The organism is Flavobacterium gillisiae (genome assembly GCF_900107635.1).
Lineage (GTDB): Bacteria > Bacteroidota > Bacteroidia > Flavobacteriales > Flavobacteriaceae > Flavobacterium > Flavobacterium gillisiae.
The window spans coordinates 170775-186515 of sequence record NZ_FNRD01000007.1 but is presented as its reverse complement, the minus strand read 5'-3'; the positions used below and the strand labels follow the sequence as shown (position 1 = coordinate 186515).

13 protein-coding genes are annotated in these 15741 nt (G+C 33.5%); 4 read left to right on the top strand and 9 right to left on the bottom strand.

Annotated features, from left to right (window positions below):
• Positions 1 to 62 precede the first annotated feature (62 nt).
• From BLV35_RS11290 to rpsF, 5 genes are all read right to left on the bottom strand, one after another.
• Entirely contained in the window at positions 63 to 536 is a 474-nt protein-coding gene (locus tag BLV35_RS11290) for a DUF6495 family protein (RefSeq protein WP_091089808.1), read from the bottom strand.
• 134 nt (positions 537 to 670) lie between these two features.
• The gene (locus BLV35_RS11285; protein ID WP_091089805.1) at positions 671 to 3823 is read right to left on the bottom strand and encodes a TonB-dependent receptor; all 3153 of its coding nucleotides are present in this window, start codon (positions 3821 to 3823) and stop codon (positions 671 to 673) included.
• Between the two features lie 100 nt (positions 3824 to 3923).
• Positions 3924 to 4361: a 50S ribosomal protein L9 gene (gene rplI, locus BLV35_RS11280; protein ID WP_091089801.1), complete on the bottom strand. Its 438-nt coding sequence runs from the start codon at positions 4359 to 4361 to the stop codon at positions 3924 to 3926.
• Positions 4362 to 4426: 65 nt separating this feature from the next.
• Positions 4427 to 4723 carry a 30S ribosomal protein S18 gene (gene rpsR / locus BLV35_RS11275; protein WP_066077030.1) on the bottom strand — a complete coding sequence of 99 codons (297 nt, stop codon included), beginning with the start codon at positions 4721 to 4723 and terminating at the stop codon, positions 4427 to 4429.
• 2 nt (positions 4724 to 4725) lie between these two features.
• Positions 4726 to 5067, bottom strand: a complete 342-nt coding sequence (rpsF, locus tag BLV35_RS11270) for a 30S ribosomal protein S6 (RefSeq protein ID WP_091089796.1) — start codon at positions 5065 to 5067, stop codon at positions 4726 to 4728.
• 166 nt (positions 5068 to 5233) lie between these two features.
• On the opposite strand from rpsF, the gene BLV35_RS11265 reads away from it, so the two are divergent.
• On the top strand, positions 5234 to 5929 hold the full coding sequence (locus tag BLV35_RS11265) for a LytR/AlgR family response regulator transcription factor (protein ID WP_091089792.1): 696 nt from the start codon (positions 5234 to 5236) through the stop codon (positions 5927 to 5929).
• A 9-nt stretch (positions 5930 to 5938) separates the two neighbouring features.
• Here BLV35_RS11265 and priA read toward each other — a convergent pair whose 3' ends face one another.
• The 4 genes from priA to nadC all read right to left on the bottom strand — a co-directional run bounded on the left by priA (position 5939) and on the right by nadC (position 10898).
• Entirely contained in the window at positions 5939 to 8422 is a 2484-nt protein-coding gene (gene priA, locus BLV35_RS11260; RefSeq protein WP_091089787.1) for a replication restart helicase PriA, read from the bottom strand.
• Positions 8423 to 8470: 48 nt separating this feature from the next.
• Positions 8471 to 8899, bottom strand: coding sequence for a DUF2147 domain-containing protein (locus tag BLV35_RS11255; protein ID WP_091089783.1), 429 nt, complete (start codon positions 8897 to 8899; stop codon positions 8471 to 8473).
• Positions 8900 to 9050: 151 nt separating this feature from the next.
• Positions 9051 to 9983, bottom strand: a complete 933-nt coding sequence (locus BLV35_RS11250) for a YihY/virulence factor BrkB family protein (protein ID WP_091089779.1) — start codon at positions 9981 to 9983, stop codon at positions 9051 to 9053.
• A gap of 57 nt (positions 9984 to 10040) precedes the next feature.
• Positions 10041 to 10898 carry a carboxylating nicotinate-nucleotide diphosphorylase gene (gene nadC, locus BLV35_RS11245; protein WP_091089776.1) on the bottom strand — a complete coding sequence of 286 codons (858 nt, stop codon included), beginning with the start codon at positions 10896 to 10898 and terminating at the stop codon, positions 10041 to 10043.
• 578 nt (positions 10899 to 11476) lie between these two features.
• Between nadC and BLV35_RS11240 the strand changes: the two genes are divergently transcribed.
• The 3 genes from BLV35_RS11240 (at position 11477) to BLV35_RS11230 (ending at position 15573) form a co-directional block, all read left to right on the top strand.
• Positions 11477 to 11905, top strand: coding sequence for a hypothetical protein (locus tag BLV35_RS11240; protein WP_091089773.1), 429 nt, complete (start codon positions 11477 to 11479; stop codon positions 11903 to 11905).
• 423 nt (positions 11906 to 12328) lie between these two features.
• A complete protein-coding gene (locus tag BLV35_RS11235; RefSeq protein WP_091089769.1) occupies positions 12329 to 13591 on the top strand; it encodes a DUF2254 domain-containing protein in 1263 nt (420 codons plus the stop codon).
• 38 nt (positions 13592 to 13629) lie between these two features.
• Positions 13630 to 15573: a mechanosensitive ion channel family protein gene (locus tag BLV35_RS11230; RefSeq protein WP_091089765.1), complete on the top strand. Its 1944-nt coding sequence runs from the start codon at positions 13630 to 13632 to the stop codon at positions 15571 to 15573.
• Positions 15574 to 15741: the final 168 nt, after the last annotated feature.

Here is a 15741-nt window from a genome sequence, read left to right as displayed (position 1 = left end):
CTATTTTAGTATTTGAAAATCGTGTACTAAAATAGCCAATTTAAAGGAAATACCAAGAATAATTATGATTCTATAATTGAATTTATTTGCTTATATAACTGCCCGTCACTTAAAAAAGCGCCCTGCTGTATCAATGCAAAAATAGAAGTATTACGCTCTTCAGTAAACTCCTTTTTACCTACTTTCATTTCGATTGTATCGGTAAACATATTATCACTAAGCCATTGTAATCCTTCTTTAGTTAAAAAATCTACGTCAGGAACTAATGATTTTAAAACAATAGACTGTACATGCGTGTCGAAACTCTGAAAAAGGAAAATATGGTTTTTTGAAAAATGCTCTAAATATTCAGCTCGTGTCAAAACTCCTTCCCAAACTAAGTCAGAAAAAACGTCCAGTTCCTGTTCAGCAACTTCTGGTTTCTCCGCTTTGATTGTATCCCACTCCGCTTTATCAATTGTTTGAGTTGCTAAAAAAGTGCTGAATTCTTGATTTAATTCTTCAAATTGTTCTTTAGTTAATCTTGTATATTTCATGAAATTTGTTTTTGCTATAAAGGCACTAAGGTGCAAAGCTTTTGCTATTTTAATTCTGCTGCAAATTTAAAATTTAAAAACAGAAAAGCCTTCTTTTTCAAGAAGGCTTTTCTAAATTTATTTATAAAATGAGCTTAGAATATGTATCTAAGTCCAAACTGCGCTTGCCATCTTGACAATAAACTCGCATCATAATTAAACGTTTTAGTTTGAGTACCACTAAAAGTATAGGTTGGTATTTTAGTTGTTTGATCAACAGAAACGCCAATAGGCTGTACACTTGTAGGGTTTTGAACTAATCCCCAATCTGAATTAAGAAGATTTCCTATGTTTAATACATCAACACTAAATTGAATTGTATTCGTTTTATCTCCTGAAACTTTAAAGTTATAATCTTGTATAAATTTAACATCCCATTTTCCTCTCCATGGAGCTAAAGCACCATAACGTTCAGCATACTGACCTCTTCTTCCGCTCATGTAATCATCTTGACTAATGAATTTATCAAATGCAGCACCTTGTCCAGCACCAGAAAAAATCATAGTACTAATCTCAGCAGTTGTAGGTATATAAATTAAATCATTTCCACTTGCTCCATCATTATTAATATCTCCACCATAAGTATAATTGAAACGACCTCCTTGTGCATACTCGAAGAAAGTAGAAATAGTAGTAGACCATTTATCATTACCATATCTCCATTTTTTTGAAGCTACACCAATGAAACGGTTTTTATCACCATATTTAGAATTAGATAAAGTAGCATCATTTACATTTCCTAAAGCAGGATTAAAAGCAAAAGCGTCACCAGCAATTTCAGCTTCAATAGAATTTACATCTAATGATTTTAAATAGTTATACCCTAAACTTGCAAACAAACCATTATCAAAATTCTTTTGTATTTTAATCGAAGTATTAAATGCGCTTCCTTTATTTGTATTAGTTAATACATACCCATTTGTAGGAGCTGGAAAACCATAATCAGTCCAAGTACCTTGGTCGTTAGCACCATAAATTGCTCTATTATCAGCACCAACTAATTGGCTTGTTGGTTTTTTTAAACCCCAATTTTGAACTTGAACTCCATTTATATCTTTATTATAGGACGCATCAACAGTCACAATATAGTTGTTCTCGAATTTATGGTCGTATCCTAAGCTTGTTCTCCAAACCTGTGGAAATTTAAAATCCGGATTAACTACTTGGTAGAAAAAAGGATCTGAACCACCTACTTGATTTCCAATCCAAACAAAAGGAAGTCTTCCTGTGAAAATACCAGTTCCTCCACGAAGTTGTTTAGTTTTGTCTCCTGTAATATCCCAGTTAAAACCGGCTCTAGGTGACCAAAGTATGTCGTTGTTTGGCATTTTTGTAGAGTCAAAATGAACTACACTACCATCTTTAGGATTGTAATAATCAATATTTGGCAAATATCCTTCTGAATTTTCAGTATCGATAAACTTTTGTGCTAAGTCTGAAGTATTAAAATACAATGGTTTATCAGCTCTTAATCCATAGATTAATTTAAAGTTATCATTGATATTCCATTCATCCTGAACATATAATGCTACTTGACCAACATTTAATTCTGATAGGTTCCAACCTCCGTTTACACCATCAGCTAAAGCGTTTTTAGTATTGAATGTGTTTTGTGCATCGGCAATCGCTTGAGCATAATAACCACTTGCAATATTAGCATCAAATCCTGCTAAGTCAGTACTACCAAACACGTCAAAACCATAACCTTTAAGATTAAATGAGTTTTTAAACATGAATTTTTCGAATGAAAAACCTGCAGTATATGTGTGATTTCCTTTTACAATATTCAAATTATCAGTAATTTGAATTACTTTTTGATCCAGTTTATTATTAATAGAGAACGGCTCATGTCCTGCAATAATATAAGGAGAACCATCTTTTGTAATATTTATTACCGGAGCTGGTGAAGAAAATGGTTTTCTATAATCATCAAAATGAGTATAACCTGCTTGTAATTTATTAGTTACTACTTCACTAAATTTTGAGTTCAATTCAACTAAGAACGAACTAATTTTATTGTTGATTTGGTATCCTGAATTTGCGAATTGTAAAGTAGTAGCATCTGGCCCTCTACGAAGAATTGCTGTAGGGTGCGCAGGCTTATCTTTGGAAGCGTCAAGAAAGTTATAAATAACAGCCAATTTATGATTGTCATTTATATTCCAGTCAAATTTAACAATTCCTTTATTAGAATCAGAATTGTGTGTAAACCCTTGGTAAGCACCTGTATTGTAACCTAACTTACCTAATTCAGTCGAAACATGCATTAAGTCAGTAGCTAAAACTCTAGATTCATTTACGTCTGTTGTTCCATTCCCGTCGTTTGCAACAAAATTTGAACCTGAATCACTTCTTTTATCAATTTCATAATTAGCAAAAAAGAATAATTTGTTTTTCACAATTGGACCTCCAATACTAACACCTGCTTGAGTTTGCTCTAATGCTGGTACAAATATTTTCTCACCTCTAACCTTACTACCCGTTAGATCTTGATTTCTAAAAAAAGCATAGGCTGTACCATGAAATTCATTAGTACCTGATTTTGTAACTGCATTTACAGAAGCTCCTGTAAATCCAGACAATGTTACGTCATATGGTGCAGTCGCAACTTGAATTTGCTCAATTGCATCAAGAGAAATTGGTTGAGAACCTGTTTGTCCTCCTGGAGTAGCAGCATCTAATCCGAAAGGATTATTAAAAACGGCACCATTCAAAGAGTAATTGTTATATTGATCATTTCTACCTCCAAAAGATCCTCCACTTGCAGAAGGCTCTAAACGTGTAAAATCTTCAGCAGATCTTGAAATTGATGGTAAAGAAGTTAATTCTTTTCTACCAATGGTAGTTTCTGCACCGGTTCTACCACCTGCAAAAACCTTGTTTTTAGTACTTGTAATTTTAACTTCGTTTAATTGTTGACTTTCGTCTTTCAACATAACGTCTAAACTAAAAGGCTTACCTAATTCAAGGAATACATCGTTGATTTCTTGAGTTTGAAATCCAATAAAGGTAACCACAACTTTGTATGGTCCTCCAACTCTCATATTCAACATACTAAACCTACCTTCTGCATTTGACAAGGCAGAATACTTAGTTCCTGTTGTGGTATGAATTGCTAAAATGGAGGCACCTGGAAGTAGCTCCGTGTCTGAACTTTTTACTGTTCCTTTTATACTGGAAGTTGTACTTTGGGCTATCATTGCATGTAGTCCAAAAACAAAGAACAATAAAGTAATAATTTTTTTCATCTTGTTAAGTATGTGTTTATATTTGGCAAAAGTAGACAAAAAAAAATCACTCCGAGGAGTGATTTTTATATTTCTTTAACAAAACGTTAACAAAATAAAATTATTCTGCTATAATTTCATAAGGTAATTCAATAATTACATCTCTATGTAAACGAACGCTTGCCGTATATTTACCAGTACGTTTAACGATACCGCTAGTGATGAATTTTCTATCAATTACTTGACCACCTTTTGCTAAAACATCAGCGATGTCAATATTCGTGATTGAACCGAATAATTTTTCTCCACCTGCTTTTGCAGTAATTTTAATTTCGATAGCTTTTAAAGCTTCAGCAATTGCTTGCGCGTCGCTTACAACTTTAGCTTCTTTATGTGCTCTTTGTTTTAGGTTTTCAGCTAATACCTTCTTTGCAGAAGAAGTTGCTAAATCTGCAAATCCTTGTGGAATTAAAAAGTTACGACCGTAACCATTTTTCACAGTTACTACATCATCTTTAAATCCTACATTTTGAACATCTTGTTTTAAAATAAGTTCCATGTTGTTGTCCTTTATTATAGAAGTTAGGTTTCATGTTTCAGAAAACCAACAACTGAGTTTAAATATTATTTTAGTAAATCAGCCACATATGGCATTAAAGCTAAGTGACGTGCACGCTTTACAGCTACAGACACTTTTCTTTGGTATTTCAATGAAGTTCCAGTTAAACGACGAGGAAGAATTTTCCCTTGTTCATTTACGAATTTCAATAAGAAATCAGCATCTTTATAATCGATATACTTGATACCAGATTTTTTGAAACGACAGTATTTCTTTTGTTTGTTAGTTTCTATGTTTAAAGGCGTAAGATATCTGATATCCCCGTCTTTTTTTCCTGAAGCAGATTGTTGTAATGTTGCCATGATTAAGCTTTTGTAGATTTTAATTTTGTTCTTCTTCTTTCAGCCCAAGAAATAGCGTGTTTGTCTAAACTTACAGTTAAGAAACGCATAACTCTTTCGTCACGTCTAAATTCTGTTTCAAAAGCAATTAGAACTTCTCCTGATACTTTGAATTCGAATAAGTGATAAAAACCACTTTTTTTGTTTTGAATTTCGTAAGCCATTTTTTTAAGGCCCCAGTCTTCTTTCGATACCATTTCGGCTCCTCTAGTAGTAAGAAAATCTTCAAATTTGCTTACTGTTTCCTTTACCTGAACATCAGATAAAACGGGATTTAAAATGAAAACAGTTTCATAATGATTCATAAATATTTATTTATTTGTTAATTTGGGTGCAAAAATAGCTTTTATTTTTCAATATTCAACATTAATTTCAATTTAATCGACGAACAGCAAAAAAAATGATACTTAAACTTAATTACATTAAAAAAAAGAATATATTTACTATTCCAAATCTTAAACACTAAATATTATGAAATTAAACTGTGTTGTTGTAGATGATAGCTCAATTCAACGAATGATCATTTCCAAATTAGTAAATAATCATCCAAGTTTACATTTGATAGGTGATTTTTCAAATGCTATTGAAGCAAGAAGTTGTATGTCTATTCACAATGTAGACTTAATATTTCTTGATATAGAGATGCCAGTAATTAGTGGCTTTGATTTTTTGGATGGATTAAAAACTAAGCCTCAAATTATTTTTATTACTTCCAAAGCAGAGTATGCGATGAAAGCATTTGATTATGACGCGACGGATTACCTTCAAAAACCGATTGCATTAGACCGATTTAACGCATCTGTTACTAGGGCAATGGATTTACATTTACTTAGAAATGATACTAAGGAAGAAGAAGGAGAGCATATCTTCATAAAAAGCAACTTGAAAAAATTGAAGATTTTTACTTCAAAAATAAAATGGATTGAAGCTTTTGGTGATTATGTAAGAGTAGTTACTGAGGACGATAGTAACTTGGTTCTTTCTACCATGAAGTCTTTTGAAAATGATTTGTCGAAAAAGAAATTCGTAAGAGTACATAAATCGTACATCATTAATATTGACAAAGTAGAACGTTTCAATAGTAAATTTGCAGAAATCGGTATTACTAAAATACCTTTAAGTAGAAATAAAAAAGAAGATCTAGTAAAAGCACTTTCATTTGCATAAAAAACTACTTTAATAGAAATCAATGTTTATCGCTACCTTAATTGCTCTATATTGAGCAACTGAATCAAAACTGTTCAACATTTTCTGAATAATATTCTTGGTGCTTACCACTGAAGTATTAGTTGGAATCTTGATGATTATTGTTCTGATATACTCATTTCGTATCCTGTTTATAGCAGGTTCTTCCGGACCTAAGACTGGTATATTTAGATTTTGGCTTATCACCTGATACAGCCACATAGCGCCTTCCTTAAGTTTATCAAAATCACGATGCTTTAAAGTGATTTTGATAATCCTGAAATACGGTGGGTATTTATAAATTTGCCTGTCATATAATTGTTCCTTATACATTCCTGAATAATCATTATTAGTAACCTGCTGGATTGTATTGTGTTCTGGATTGTAGGTTTGAATAATTACCTTTCCCTGCTTCTCTGATCGTCCTGAACGTCCAGACACTTGTGTCATCATTTGAAAACTTCTTTCAAAAGCCCTAAAATCGGGATGATAAAGCATATTATCAGCATTCATTATCCCTACCAAACTTACATTATCAAAATCAAGCCCTTTAGCTAACATCTGTGTTCCCACCAGAATATCAACTTCCCTGTTTTTAAAACTATCAATGATTTTTTCGAATCCAAATTTACCGCGAGTGGTATCCTGATCCATTCTTCCTATTTTATTATCAGGAAAAAGGCTTACTAATTCTTGTTGTATTTGCTCCGTTCCAAAACCCTTGGTGGTTAAATCAACACTAGAACAGCTGTGGCAATGAGTTGGTTTAGCTATCGAATAGCCACAATAATGACATCGCAATTGATTCTTGTGCTTATGATAGGTCAAACTCACATCACATTGCTGACAATGCGGAACGTGTCCACAGGTCATGCATTCCACGATAGGAGAATACCCTCTTCTGTTTTGAAACAAAATCACTTGTTCTCCTAATGCAATTGCATTTGTAATTCCTTCGATTAGGGTATCACTAAAGTGACCTTTCATCCTTTTTCGAAAATACTTATCTTTTAAATCAACCAGCTTGATGTCCGGCATCATTACGTTGCCATACCTTTCTTTGATTTCGACCAAACCGTATTTATCTGAACTAGCATTAAAATATGTTTCAATACTTGGGGTTGCCGAACCTAGTAAAACTTTAGCTTTATGGAAATTTGCCAACACCACCGCAGCATCCCTGGCGTGGTATCTGGGGGCAGGATCTATTTGTTTAAAGGTTTGCTCGTGTTCTTCATCTACAATTACAAATCCCAAGTCGGCAAATGGCAAAAACAAGGCCGACCTCGCCCCTATTACTATTTGTGCTTTTTCAGAATTTTGTAAAACTTGACTCCACACTTCTACCCGTTCATTATTGTTATATTTTGAATGAAAAACAGCTACTTTATTTCCAAAATAAGCTCTTAACCTTCCTACTAACTGAGTGGTAAGTGCAATCTCTGGCAACAAATACAACACCTGCTTTCCGGTAAGGAGATATTCCTCTATCAGTTTGATATAGATCTCTGTTTTTCCACTTGAAGTCACACCATGTAAAAGACAAACTTCTTTTTGGATAAAACTATCTTTTATCCCATCAAAAGCCTTTTGTTGCGCAACACTAAGTTGCAATTCCCTTTCATTGGTTTCTCCTGTAAAATTAACACGATCCTCTTGTATATAGTAGTCTTCAAATATTTCTTTCTCAATTAATGCTTTTACAATTGCCGAGGTAGAATTAGCAGACTCCACTAGTTTTTTTACAGTAAGAGGTTTAGCTAGACTCCGTTCGGTTTCACCTCGGGTCTTTTCGGAAGCGATTAATTGAAAATACGTTAAAACGATTTCTTTTTGCTTGTTGGCATTTTTTAGCGTTTCCAGTAATTCCCCCAGCCCCTGATTGGACTCATATTTAGAATGCAAACGAATGTATCGCACTAATTTAGGTTTATAACTTTCAAGCATTTCTTCCTGAAGCACTAATATGTTTTTGTCAATTAGTTTTTGAATGACAGGAAAAATATTTTTTTTATTTAAAATTGAAGCGATATCCTGAACCTTAAGCGATGATTGCTGTTGCAATGCCTGATAAACTAAAAACTCATCATCAGAAAGCTCACTTTCATCAACGAAAACATCTGTTTTTTGAGAAATTATTGTTTCGCTTTCTAATATTAAAGCGCTTGGCATCGCACCGCGATACACATCGCCGATGGCACACATATAATAAGATGCAATCCATTGCCAATGAGCAATCTGAATTTCGGTTACGATAGGATTTTCATCAAGGATTTGATGAATTTCTTTAGCGTCGTATAATGTGGGTTGATTCTGATGTGTCTCTACTACCAGCGCAGTATAAATTCTGCTTTTTCCAAAAGGAACCGCTACTCGCATTCCTTTCTTTATATAATGATACTCGGCTTCAGATATACTATACGTGAAAGTTTTGGCAAGAGAAAGCGGTAAAATTACTTCGGCAAAAAAAAGCATTCGTTAGATGTTGGGTATTAATTAGTTTAGTTGAAAATAACAAACAATTTATTTAACTCTATACCAGTATTGGGTTCTTCCCAATAAAGCAAAGCCAATATAACCGCGTACTTTAAGCTTGTCTTTTGATTCTAATGTAATGAAACATTTATATATTTTTCCGTTTTTAGGATCTAATATTTTTCCTGAATTATATTCGTCTCCATCTTTTTTAAGTCCTTTTATCACTGTCAAACCTAGCACTGGTTTATTTGCATCTTCCCCTTCACAGTCAATACAACGGTCTTTTCTATGGCTTGCGTCAAAGATTTCAAGCACTCTCCCATAAATTTTTCCTGATTTTTCATAAATCTCCACAACCGATTTCTCCTCACCGGATTGATCATCGATCGTCTTCCATTTGCCAATGACCCCTTGACCTTGAGCATAAAACAATGTGGAAACAAATAACAATACTAATGTGATACTCTTTTTCATAATTAATTTACTTTTTTTTTATAATTCTCATAAAGAGAAAACTTATTTTTATTTTAAAATTACAGGACCGTTATACATATAACTAATCCTTTTATTTAGTGTAAAACCGAACAATTTTTATCAAACTTACTATAAATTTACCAAAAACCATTTAGATTAATTCAATATTCTTTTTTCTTTTTAGGTTATTTATCGCGGCGTTTAATTCAAAGCCAAGAAGTAAAATCATACAGTTAATCCAAATGTAGAACATGACAATTAACAAAGTACCTATAGAACCATAAAGTTGATTGTACTGCGAAAATTGGATAACCCAAATTCCAAAAAAGTAAGAAATAATGATAGTCAAAACTGTAGTAAATACAGAACCAACTGATATGAAAGCCCTTGTTTTATCGTGCTTTGTTCCAAACTTGAAAAGTATTGAGGTCGTAATTAAAATCATTGTAATTAAAAAACCGTAACGTCCCATAACAATTAATGGAATTTGCTCATTTAATACTTGATGAGCCGTTAGTTTATGAATAAACACCTCAAAAACAACAATAATACCTACAGTAACCAATAACAACATTGATAAAAAAACTGACATTCCTACAGCAATCAAGTATTGCCTGAAAAATCCTCTTTTAACCAGTACATGCTTTGAAGTTTCAAAGCCCCCTAAAATAGCATTTAATCCATTAGCCATCAAGAAAATAGACAATATAAAACCCGTTGACAGCAAACCAGAATGACTATTATGAAGTATGTCATTCACTATGTTTTCAATCGCATAATACGTATTAGGAGGAACGCCTTCTGATACAAATTTTAAAAAATCCTCTTGAAATCCTTCAATCGGAATATATGGGATAAGGTTAAGAATAAATAGTGCAAAAGGAAACAAAGCCATAAAAAAACTGAATGCAATAGAGCCAGCTCTGTTAGATAAGGCACCTTCAGCTATACCTATAACGTACAATTCCATTAATTCATAAAGAGACAAACCTCCTAGCCAACTTAACTTTACCCCTTTTATATAACGAGCAAAATTACGCAGCACCGGGATTCTATCAATTCTTTCTTCAATTTCGTGACTCATTGTATTCAGGTTGCAAGTTTCGGGTATCTATGTGTATTAGGTTACAAAACAATTACTTTAAATCGCTTTTAAACTTAAATCCATATTATAAACAGAATGCGTTAAAGCACCCGAAGATATATAATTCACTCCACATTCAGCATATGCTCTTAAGGTTTCTTCATTAATATTTCCCGAAGATTCTGTTAAGCTTTGATTCCCAATAAAGACTACTGCCTTTCTCGTCATTTCATAATCAAAATTATCCAACAAAATCCTATAAATACCTCCACAGGCAATTATTTCTTTGACTTCATTCAAGTCTCTAGCCTCGACAATGATCTTCAAATCCAGTTGCTTTTCTTTTAGATACGCCTTAGTTTTAGCTATAGCCAAAGCTATTCCGCCTGCAAAATCAATATGGTTGTCTTTGAGCATAATCATGTCATATAAAGCAAAACGGTGGTTCTCTCCTCCACCCAATTTTACGGCCCATTTTTCGGCAACGCGAAAACCAGGTGTAGTTTTGCGGGTATCCAGGATTTTAGTATTCGTTCCTTCTAGTAATTTGACATATTTATTGGTTTTAGTAGCAATGGCTGACATACGTTGCATTGAATTCAATACCATCCTTTCTGCTTTCAGGATAGATTGTGAACTTCCTGAAACATGAAACACTATATCACCGTATTTCACAGGCGTACCGTCAACTATAAAAGTCTCTATTGTCAATTTTGGATCTACGTAATGGAATATCATTTTGGCAAATTCAACACCAGCGATAATCCCGTCATCTTTGACTAATAGTTTTGCTTTACCTTCTGCCGAATCAGGAATACAAGCAAGCGAACTATGGTCTCCATCGCCTACATCTTCTCGAGTGGCATTTGCAATTAGTATCTGTAACTCGTTTTGAAATTGTGCTTCGCTAATCATCTTTCTCTGAAATTTATATAATGCTAAAGTAGGTAATTTTTGTCAAATTGAAAATTAGTTTCCCTATTGATATGGAGTTCCCAATAATTAGCTAACTTGAAGAAATAAAACTGCTACATATAAAAAAGCAGCCGTCACATGACTAATTAACTGCAGATCAGCTGAACACTTATTTTAATAAAAAAAATCAATCCCCCAACAATCAGCTTGTCCTAATAAAAAAGACACAATTTGATCTTTAGACCCTTAGTAAAATAATTCTTATATTTGGAAAGAGTATAAATACCGCAGCCGACGGTTCAAAAAAAAGTTATAAACAGCGAAAAGAAGACAAGCAGATAAAATCTAGAATAAACAAAAGAACTCAAAATGAAAATACCCAATACTGTCTACCTTATATTAGCAATTATTTCTTTTCTTATCTTTGTAGACTCCTTATTCGATAAGGGTTCATCACACGAATTATTATTTTGGAATGCCAATATTTGGATTTACCGGCTATTTAGATTAGCGGTTGCTTTACTGTTTTTTAAAATTTATTTTGACAAAAGAAGGACTATTAAAACAATAAGAACAAAATGAAATCAGCTATCATAATATTTATCGCATTTACCCTTCTTACTTCCTGTTCAGGTACAGATGTTGATGTTTCAGAGACTAGTTCTCAAGGCAAATGGGAGTTGGTAAAAATGAGCGGCAGAACCTTAAATTCTGAAGCTTCCGGCGCTGCTATGGAGTGGCAGGAATTCTATTTACTTAATGATAATGGTACTTTTACCAAGTCTAGAACACGAGATGGCAATACTTCTAAAAGTGCAGGGACATACAAAACCACAATAACCAGTACCGAAACTTATTTTGAACTTACTTATTCATCTCAAAGTGATATCATTGGCAGCTGTTACGGCAATTTAAAAGAAGAACTTTATTACGACACTACTGATGTCTTAGTCAGTACCTGGCAAAACTGCGACGGCCCACGTTTGGAGTACAGGAAAACAAACTAGGCGTCATAGTTTGTTGCAATACTCTTACAAATAAAGTATTCGTCCTTTTTTTCATAATATCAATAGCAGTTCATCTTAGTCCATAGTAGCGTTTTTTATAAAATTACCTTTATCTACTTCCTATTCATCTTGCATAAAATTACTATTCACGTGATTCCATTTCAAACCCTTCCCTTATTATTATCCATATATTTCTACTGTAAATAATCTCTCTAGTTTAAAATCTGATTTCGGTATACTAATGTATTCAAAACCAATATCATTCGCTTTTATTAAAATTTTAAAAACGTTTATCATTTCGTGAAAAAGCATTGAAGAGGCTAAAAAAAAACCTTTTCGTACCTATTGTTAGAAAACCGTAACGACGAAGGATTTTAGTTAATTAAAGAAATAAATATTAATTTAGTCCCAAACCTTCCATTTATGAGAGAAAATGTGCTTTTTGCAATGAATCGCCTAAGAGAAAAACTATGGTTTAGACCATTGATTTTTTGCATGCTTTCCATCTTGGGAGCACTAATTGCACAAGTGGCTGACAGTACACGTCTTCATGAATTAGTTCCTGAAATAAATACAGAATCCTTAGAAACATTACTACATACTATTTCATCGAGCATGTTAGTAATTGCTATTTTCGCCGTGGGCTCAATGATTTCTGCTTTTTCAGCAGCTAGTAACACAGCCACTCCTCGCTCTTTTAAACTAATCATTGCCGATGACGTTTCTCGAAACGCACTGTCTGTTTTTATAGGTTCGTTTATTTATAGTATTGTGGCCACAGTAGCGCTAAAAAACGGCTATTATGGTGTCGCAGGTAACTTTACTTTATTTGTTTTTACACTACTATTTTTCGCATTAGTTATTCTTACTTTTTTACGATGGGTGGAGCGTATTTCGCGATTGGGACGCATGGGCCACACCATTAAATTAGTAGAAGATGCTACTGCAAAAGCGATAAAAAACAGATTAGCGTCACCTACGCTAAACGGAATAGTTATTAATCCAAATCAAGAAAAAGGCACAGCCGTTTATGGTGAATTTACCGGCTATGTCCAGCAAATCTACCTGTCTAAACTACAGGAAACTGCAGAAAAATTAGATGCGCTGATTACTATAAATGCTATTCCTGGAAGTTTTTCTTCTATAGACAGGCCTTTGTTTTATATCTCGCTACAAAAAAATACAACCACCGAGAATGATTACAATGATCTAAGAAAAGCTTTTGTAATAGGTGATATGAGGTATTTTGATGAAGATCCTCGTTTTGGACTTATTACTTTAAGTGAAATTGCCAGCCGTGCTTTATCTCCTGCCATCAATGACCCTGGTACAGCAATACAAATAATCAGCAGTTATGTCCGTTTATTTTCTTTGTGGGCGGAACCACTTCACTCGAAAAAAGCAGAGAAAAAACCATATGACCGAGTTGCAGTTCCAGAACTTACAATTGAAGATTTATTTGAAGATGCATTTAGACCCTTAGCTCGAGATGGTGCAGGAAATATTGAAGTGATGATCCGCCTTCAAAAAGCCTTTAACAGCGTTTATGCCATCGATAATTCTGCTATAAAAATAGCCGCAATGCATCATTCCCATCAAGCTTATGAAAGGGCAGAAATAGAAATGAAATTTAATGGAGATCTTAGCCTATTAAAAAGCGAGAGTTTATTTACCAAAAAAACATAAAAAAATACAGTTTTCAATACCTTTAACGGAACTAATTTATGCAGCACCTACCTACTAAATATCATAAAAACATTTTCCTTTCTCTATCAAATAAAACTGTTTCGGGTTTTATTATTAGAAAAATAAAAACCATATTATTAAGTGTTTTTTTACTGTTGACTTCGGCGGCGGCCTTATCACAAAACGATAGCATCAATAAGCAAAATGATTCCATAAACACTTCCCTAATTCAGGCATTCAACAAAAAACTGTCTATTATTGAAGCGCAACGCCTTACCGATTCCATCAAAAAAGTGGCATTAGAAAAGCAACTCCTTTCCTTAAAAACAACCGATAATCTTAAAAAAGAAGACCTAGAAAAACAACTACTAGCGTTACATGAAAAAGACTCGCTACGCCTTACTGAAAAGAAAGCGCAAATTAATTCAATGCGGCTTACCGCTAAAGGATATCCAGTTAACGGATTTTTTAATGACACTTTATTTCACATCTACAGTAAGTTAGGTAGTTTTTCAGCCAAGGACAGAGCTGATGCTATTAGTGTTCGAATAAAAAATCTAGCTGATTTATTCAGTTTCAATGCAGATTCCATCAAAACAGTTGAAACAGAAACAAGCTTGGATTTAGTGAATGGCGAAAGCATTATTATGAGTATTACTGAAAATGATGCTCTTTGGAACAATACCACAAAACAGGCATTGGCAAAGAAATACAAAGCATTGATTAGTGCCGCTATAATCAAATACAAAAGTGAAACCAGCTTGGCCACATTAGCCAAAGAAATCGGATTAGCATTACTTGTCTTGATTATTATGTTTGTATTAATTTCTTATTTGAAGAAGTTTTTTAACTGGACAGCATTTAAAATTAAATTTCAGGAAGACAAACGAATCCAAGGAATAAGAATCAGGAACTTCATTTTATTTGACGCTAAACAACAGGTGAATGCATTGCTTAATATCAACACGGTGCTTAAGTGGTTGCTAATCGCATTACTCGTTTATATTGCCTTACCCATTCTCTTTGGGATTTTCCCATGGACTAAAGGATTTGCTTCTACCCTTTTTGGATATATCCTAAATCCGCTTAAAAAGATAGGTCTTGGTTTTTGGAATTATCTACCAAATTTGATTACGATCTTAGTCATTATTTTTGTGTTCCGTTATGTATTAAAAGGAATTAAGTTCCTTAAAAATGAAATTGAAAAAGGGAATTTAGAACTACCTGGTTTTTTTCCAGATTGGGCTAATCCCACCTATCAAATTATAAGAGTAATTGTATTTGCTTTTATGGTTGTCGTAATTTTCCCCTATCTTCCTGGAAGTGATTCCCCTGTATTTCAAGGCGTTTCTGTTTTTCTGGGTTTCCTGTTTACGTTTGGTTCAGCAGGATCACTTTCGAATATTATTGCTGGTTTAATACTGACGTATATGCGCTTGTTTAAAATTGGCGACCGAGTAAAAATTGGCGAAGTGGTAGGTGACGTAATCGAAAAGTCATTATTAGTCACCCGAATAAGAACAATTAAAAACGAAATCATCTCTATTCCTAACTCGACCGTGATGAGTAGCCACACGATTAATTACAGTAGCGATGCTCCTGAGAAAGGGCTGATTATTCACTCCACAGTAACTATTGGTTACGATGTGCCCTGGAAAGACATGCATCAAGCATTGATTGATGCTGCTTTAAAAACAGCATTAATTTTACAAGAACCAAAACCTTTTGTATTACAAACCAGTCTAGATGATTTCTATGTATCTTATGAGATCAATGCGTATATCAAAGAGCCTAACAAGCAGGCGGTAATCTATTCTGATCTACATCAAAACATTCAAGATGTGTGTAATGAAAGAGGAATTGAAATTATGTCGCCACATTATCGCGCAGCAAGAGATGGAAATAGAACCACTATTCCTGAGAATTATTTGGGCAAAGAATATCAAGCTCCTCCATTTAATGTTACATTGAAAAAAGAGTAATTCATATCGGCTATTTTTTTTAAACGTTTAATCGCTTATATTTGCCTCCAATTTATTCTGAATAGCACATTTAGAATAGATATAATGATATGCAAACTATAATTCAGGTACTCAAAATGAATTCCTTTGCTTATATTTTACCGATAATTATCGGAACCACAAAAACAG

Coding starts and splice junctions, on each gene's coding strand:
- BLV35_RS11290 (WP_091089808.1), bottom strand. CDS start 536: ATGAAATATACAAGATTAACTAAAGAACAATTTGAAGAATTAAATCAA.
- BLV35_RS11285 (WP_091089805.1), bottom strand. CDS start 3,823: ATGAAAAAAATTATTACTTTATTGTTCTTTGTTTTTGGACTACATGCA.
- rplI (WP_091089801.1), bottom strand. CDS start 4,361: ATGGAACTTATTTTAAAACAAGATGTTCAAAATGTAGGATTTAAAGAT.
- rpsR (WP_066077030.1), bottom strand. CDS start 4,723: ATGGCAACATTACAACAATCTGCTTCAGGAAAAAAAGACGGGGATATC.
- rpsF (WP_091089796.1), bottom strand. CDS start 5,067: ATGAATCATTATGAAACTGTTTTCATTTTAAATCCCGTTTTATCTGAT.
- BLV35_RS11265 (WP_091089792.1), top strand. CDS start 5,234: ATGAAATTAAACTGTGTTGTTGTAGATGATAGCTCAATTCAACGAATG.
- priA (WP_091089787.1), bottom strand. CDS start 8,422: ATGCTTTTTTTTGCCGAAGTAATTTTACCGCTTTCTCTTGCCAAAACT.
- BLV35_RS11255 (WP_091089783.1), bottom strand. CDS start 8,899: ATGAAAAAGAGTATCACATTAGTATTGTTATTTGTTTCCACATTGTTT.
- BLV35_RS11250 (WP_091089779.1), bottom strand. CDS start 9,983: ATGAGTCACGAAATTGAAGAAAGAATTGATAGAATCCCGGTGCTGCGT.
- nadC (WP_091089776.1), bottom strand. CDS start 10,898: ATGATTAGCGAAGCACAATTTCAAAACGAGTTACAGATACTAATTGCA.
- BLV35_RS11240 (WP_091089773.1), top strand. CDS start 11,477: ATGAAATCAGCTATCATAATATTTATCGCATTTACCCTTCTTACTTCC.
- BLV35_RS11235 (WP_091089769.1), top strand. CDS start 12,329: ATGAGAGAAAATGTGCTTTTTGCAATGAATCGCCTAAGAGAAAAACTA.
- BLV35_RS11230 (WP_091089765.1), top strand. CDS start 13,630: ATGCAGCACCTACCTACTAAATATCATAAAAACATTTTCCTTTCTCTA.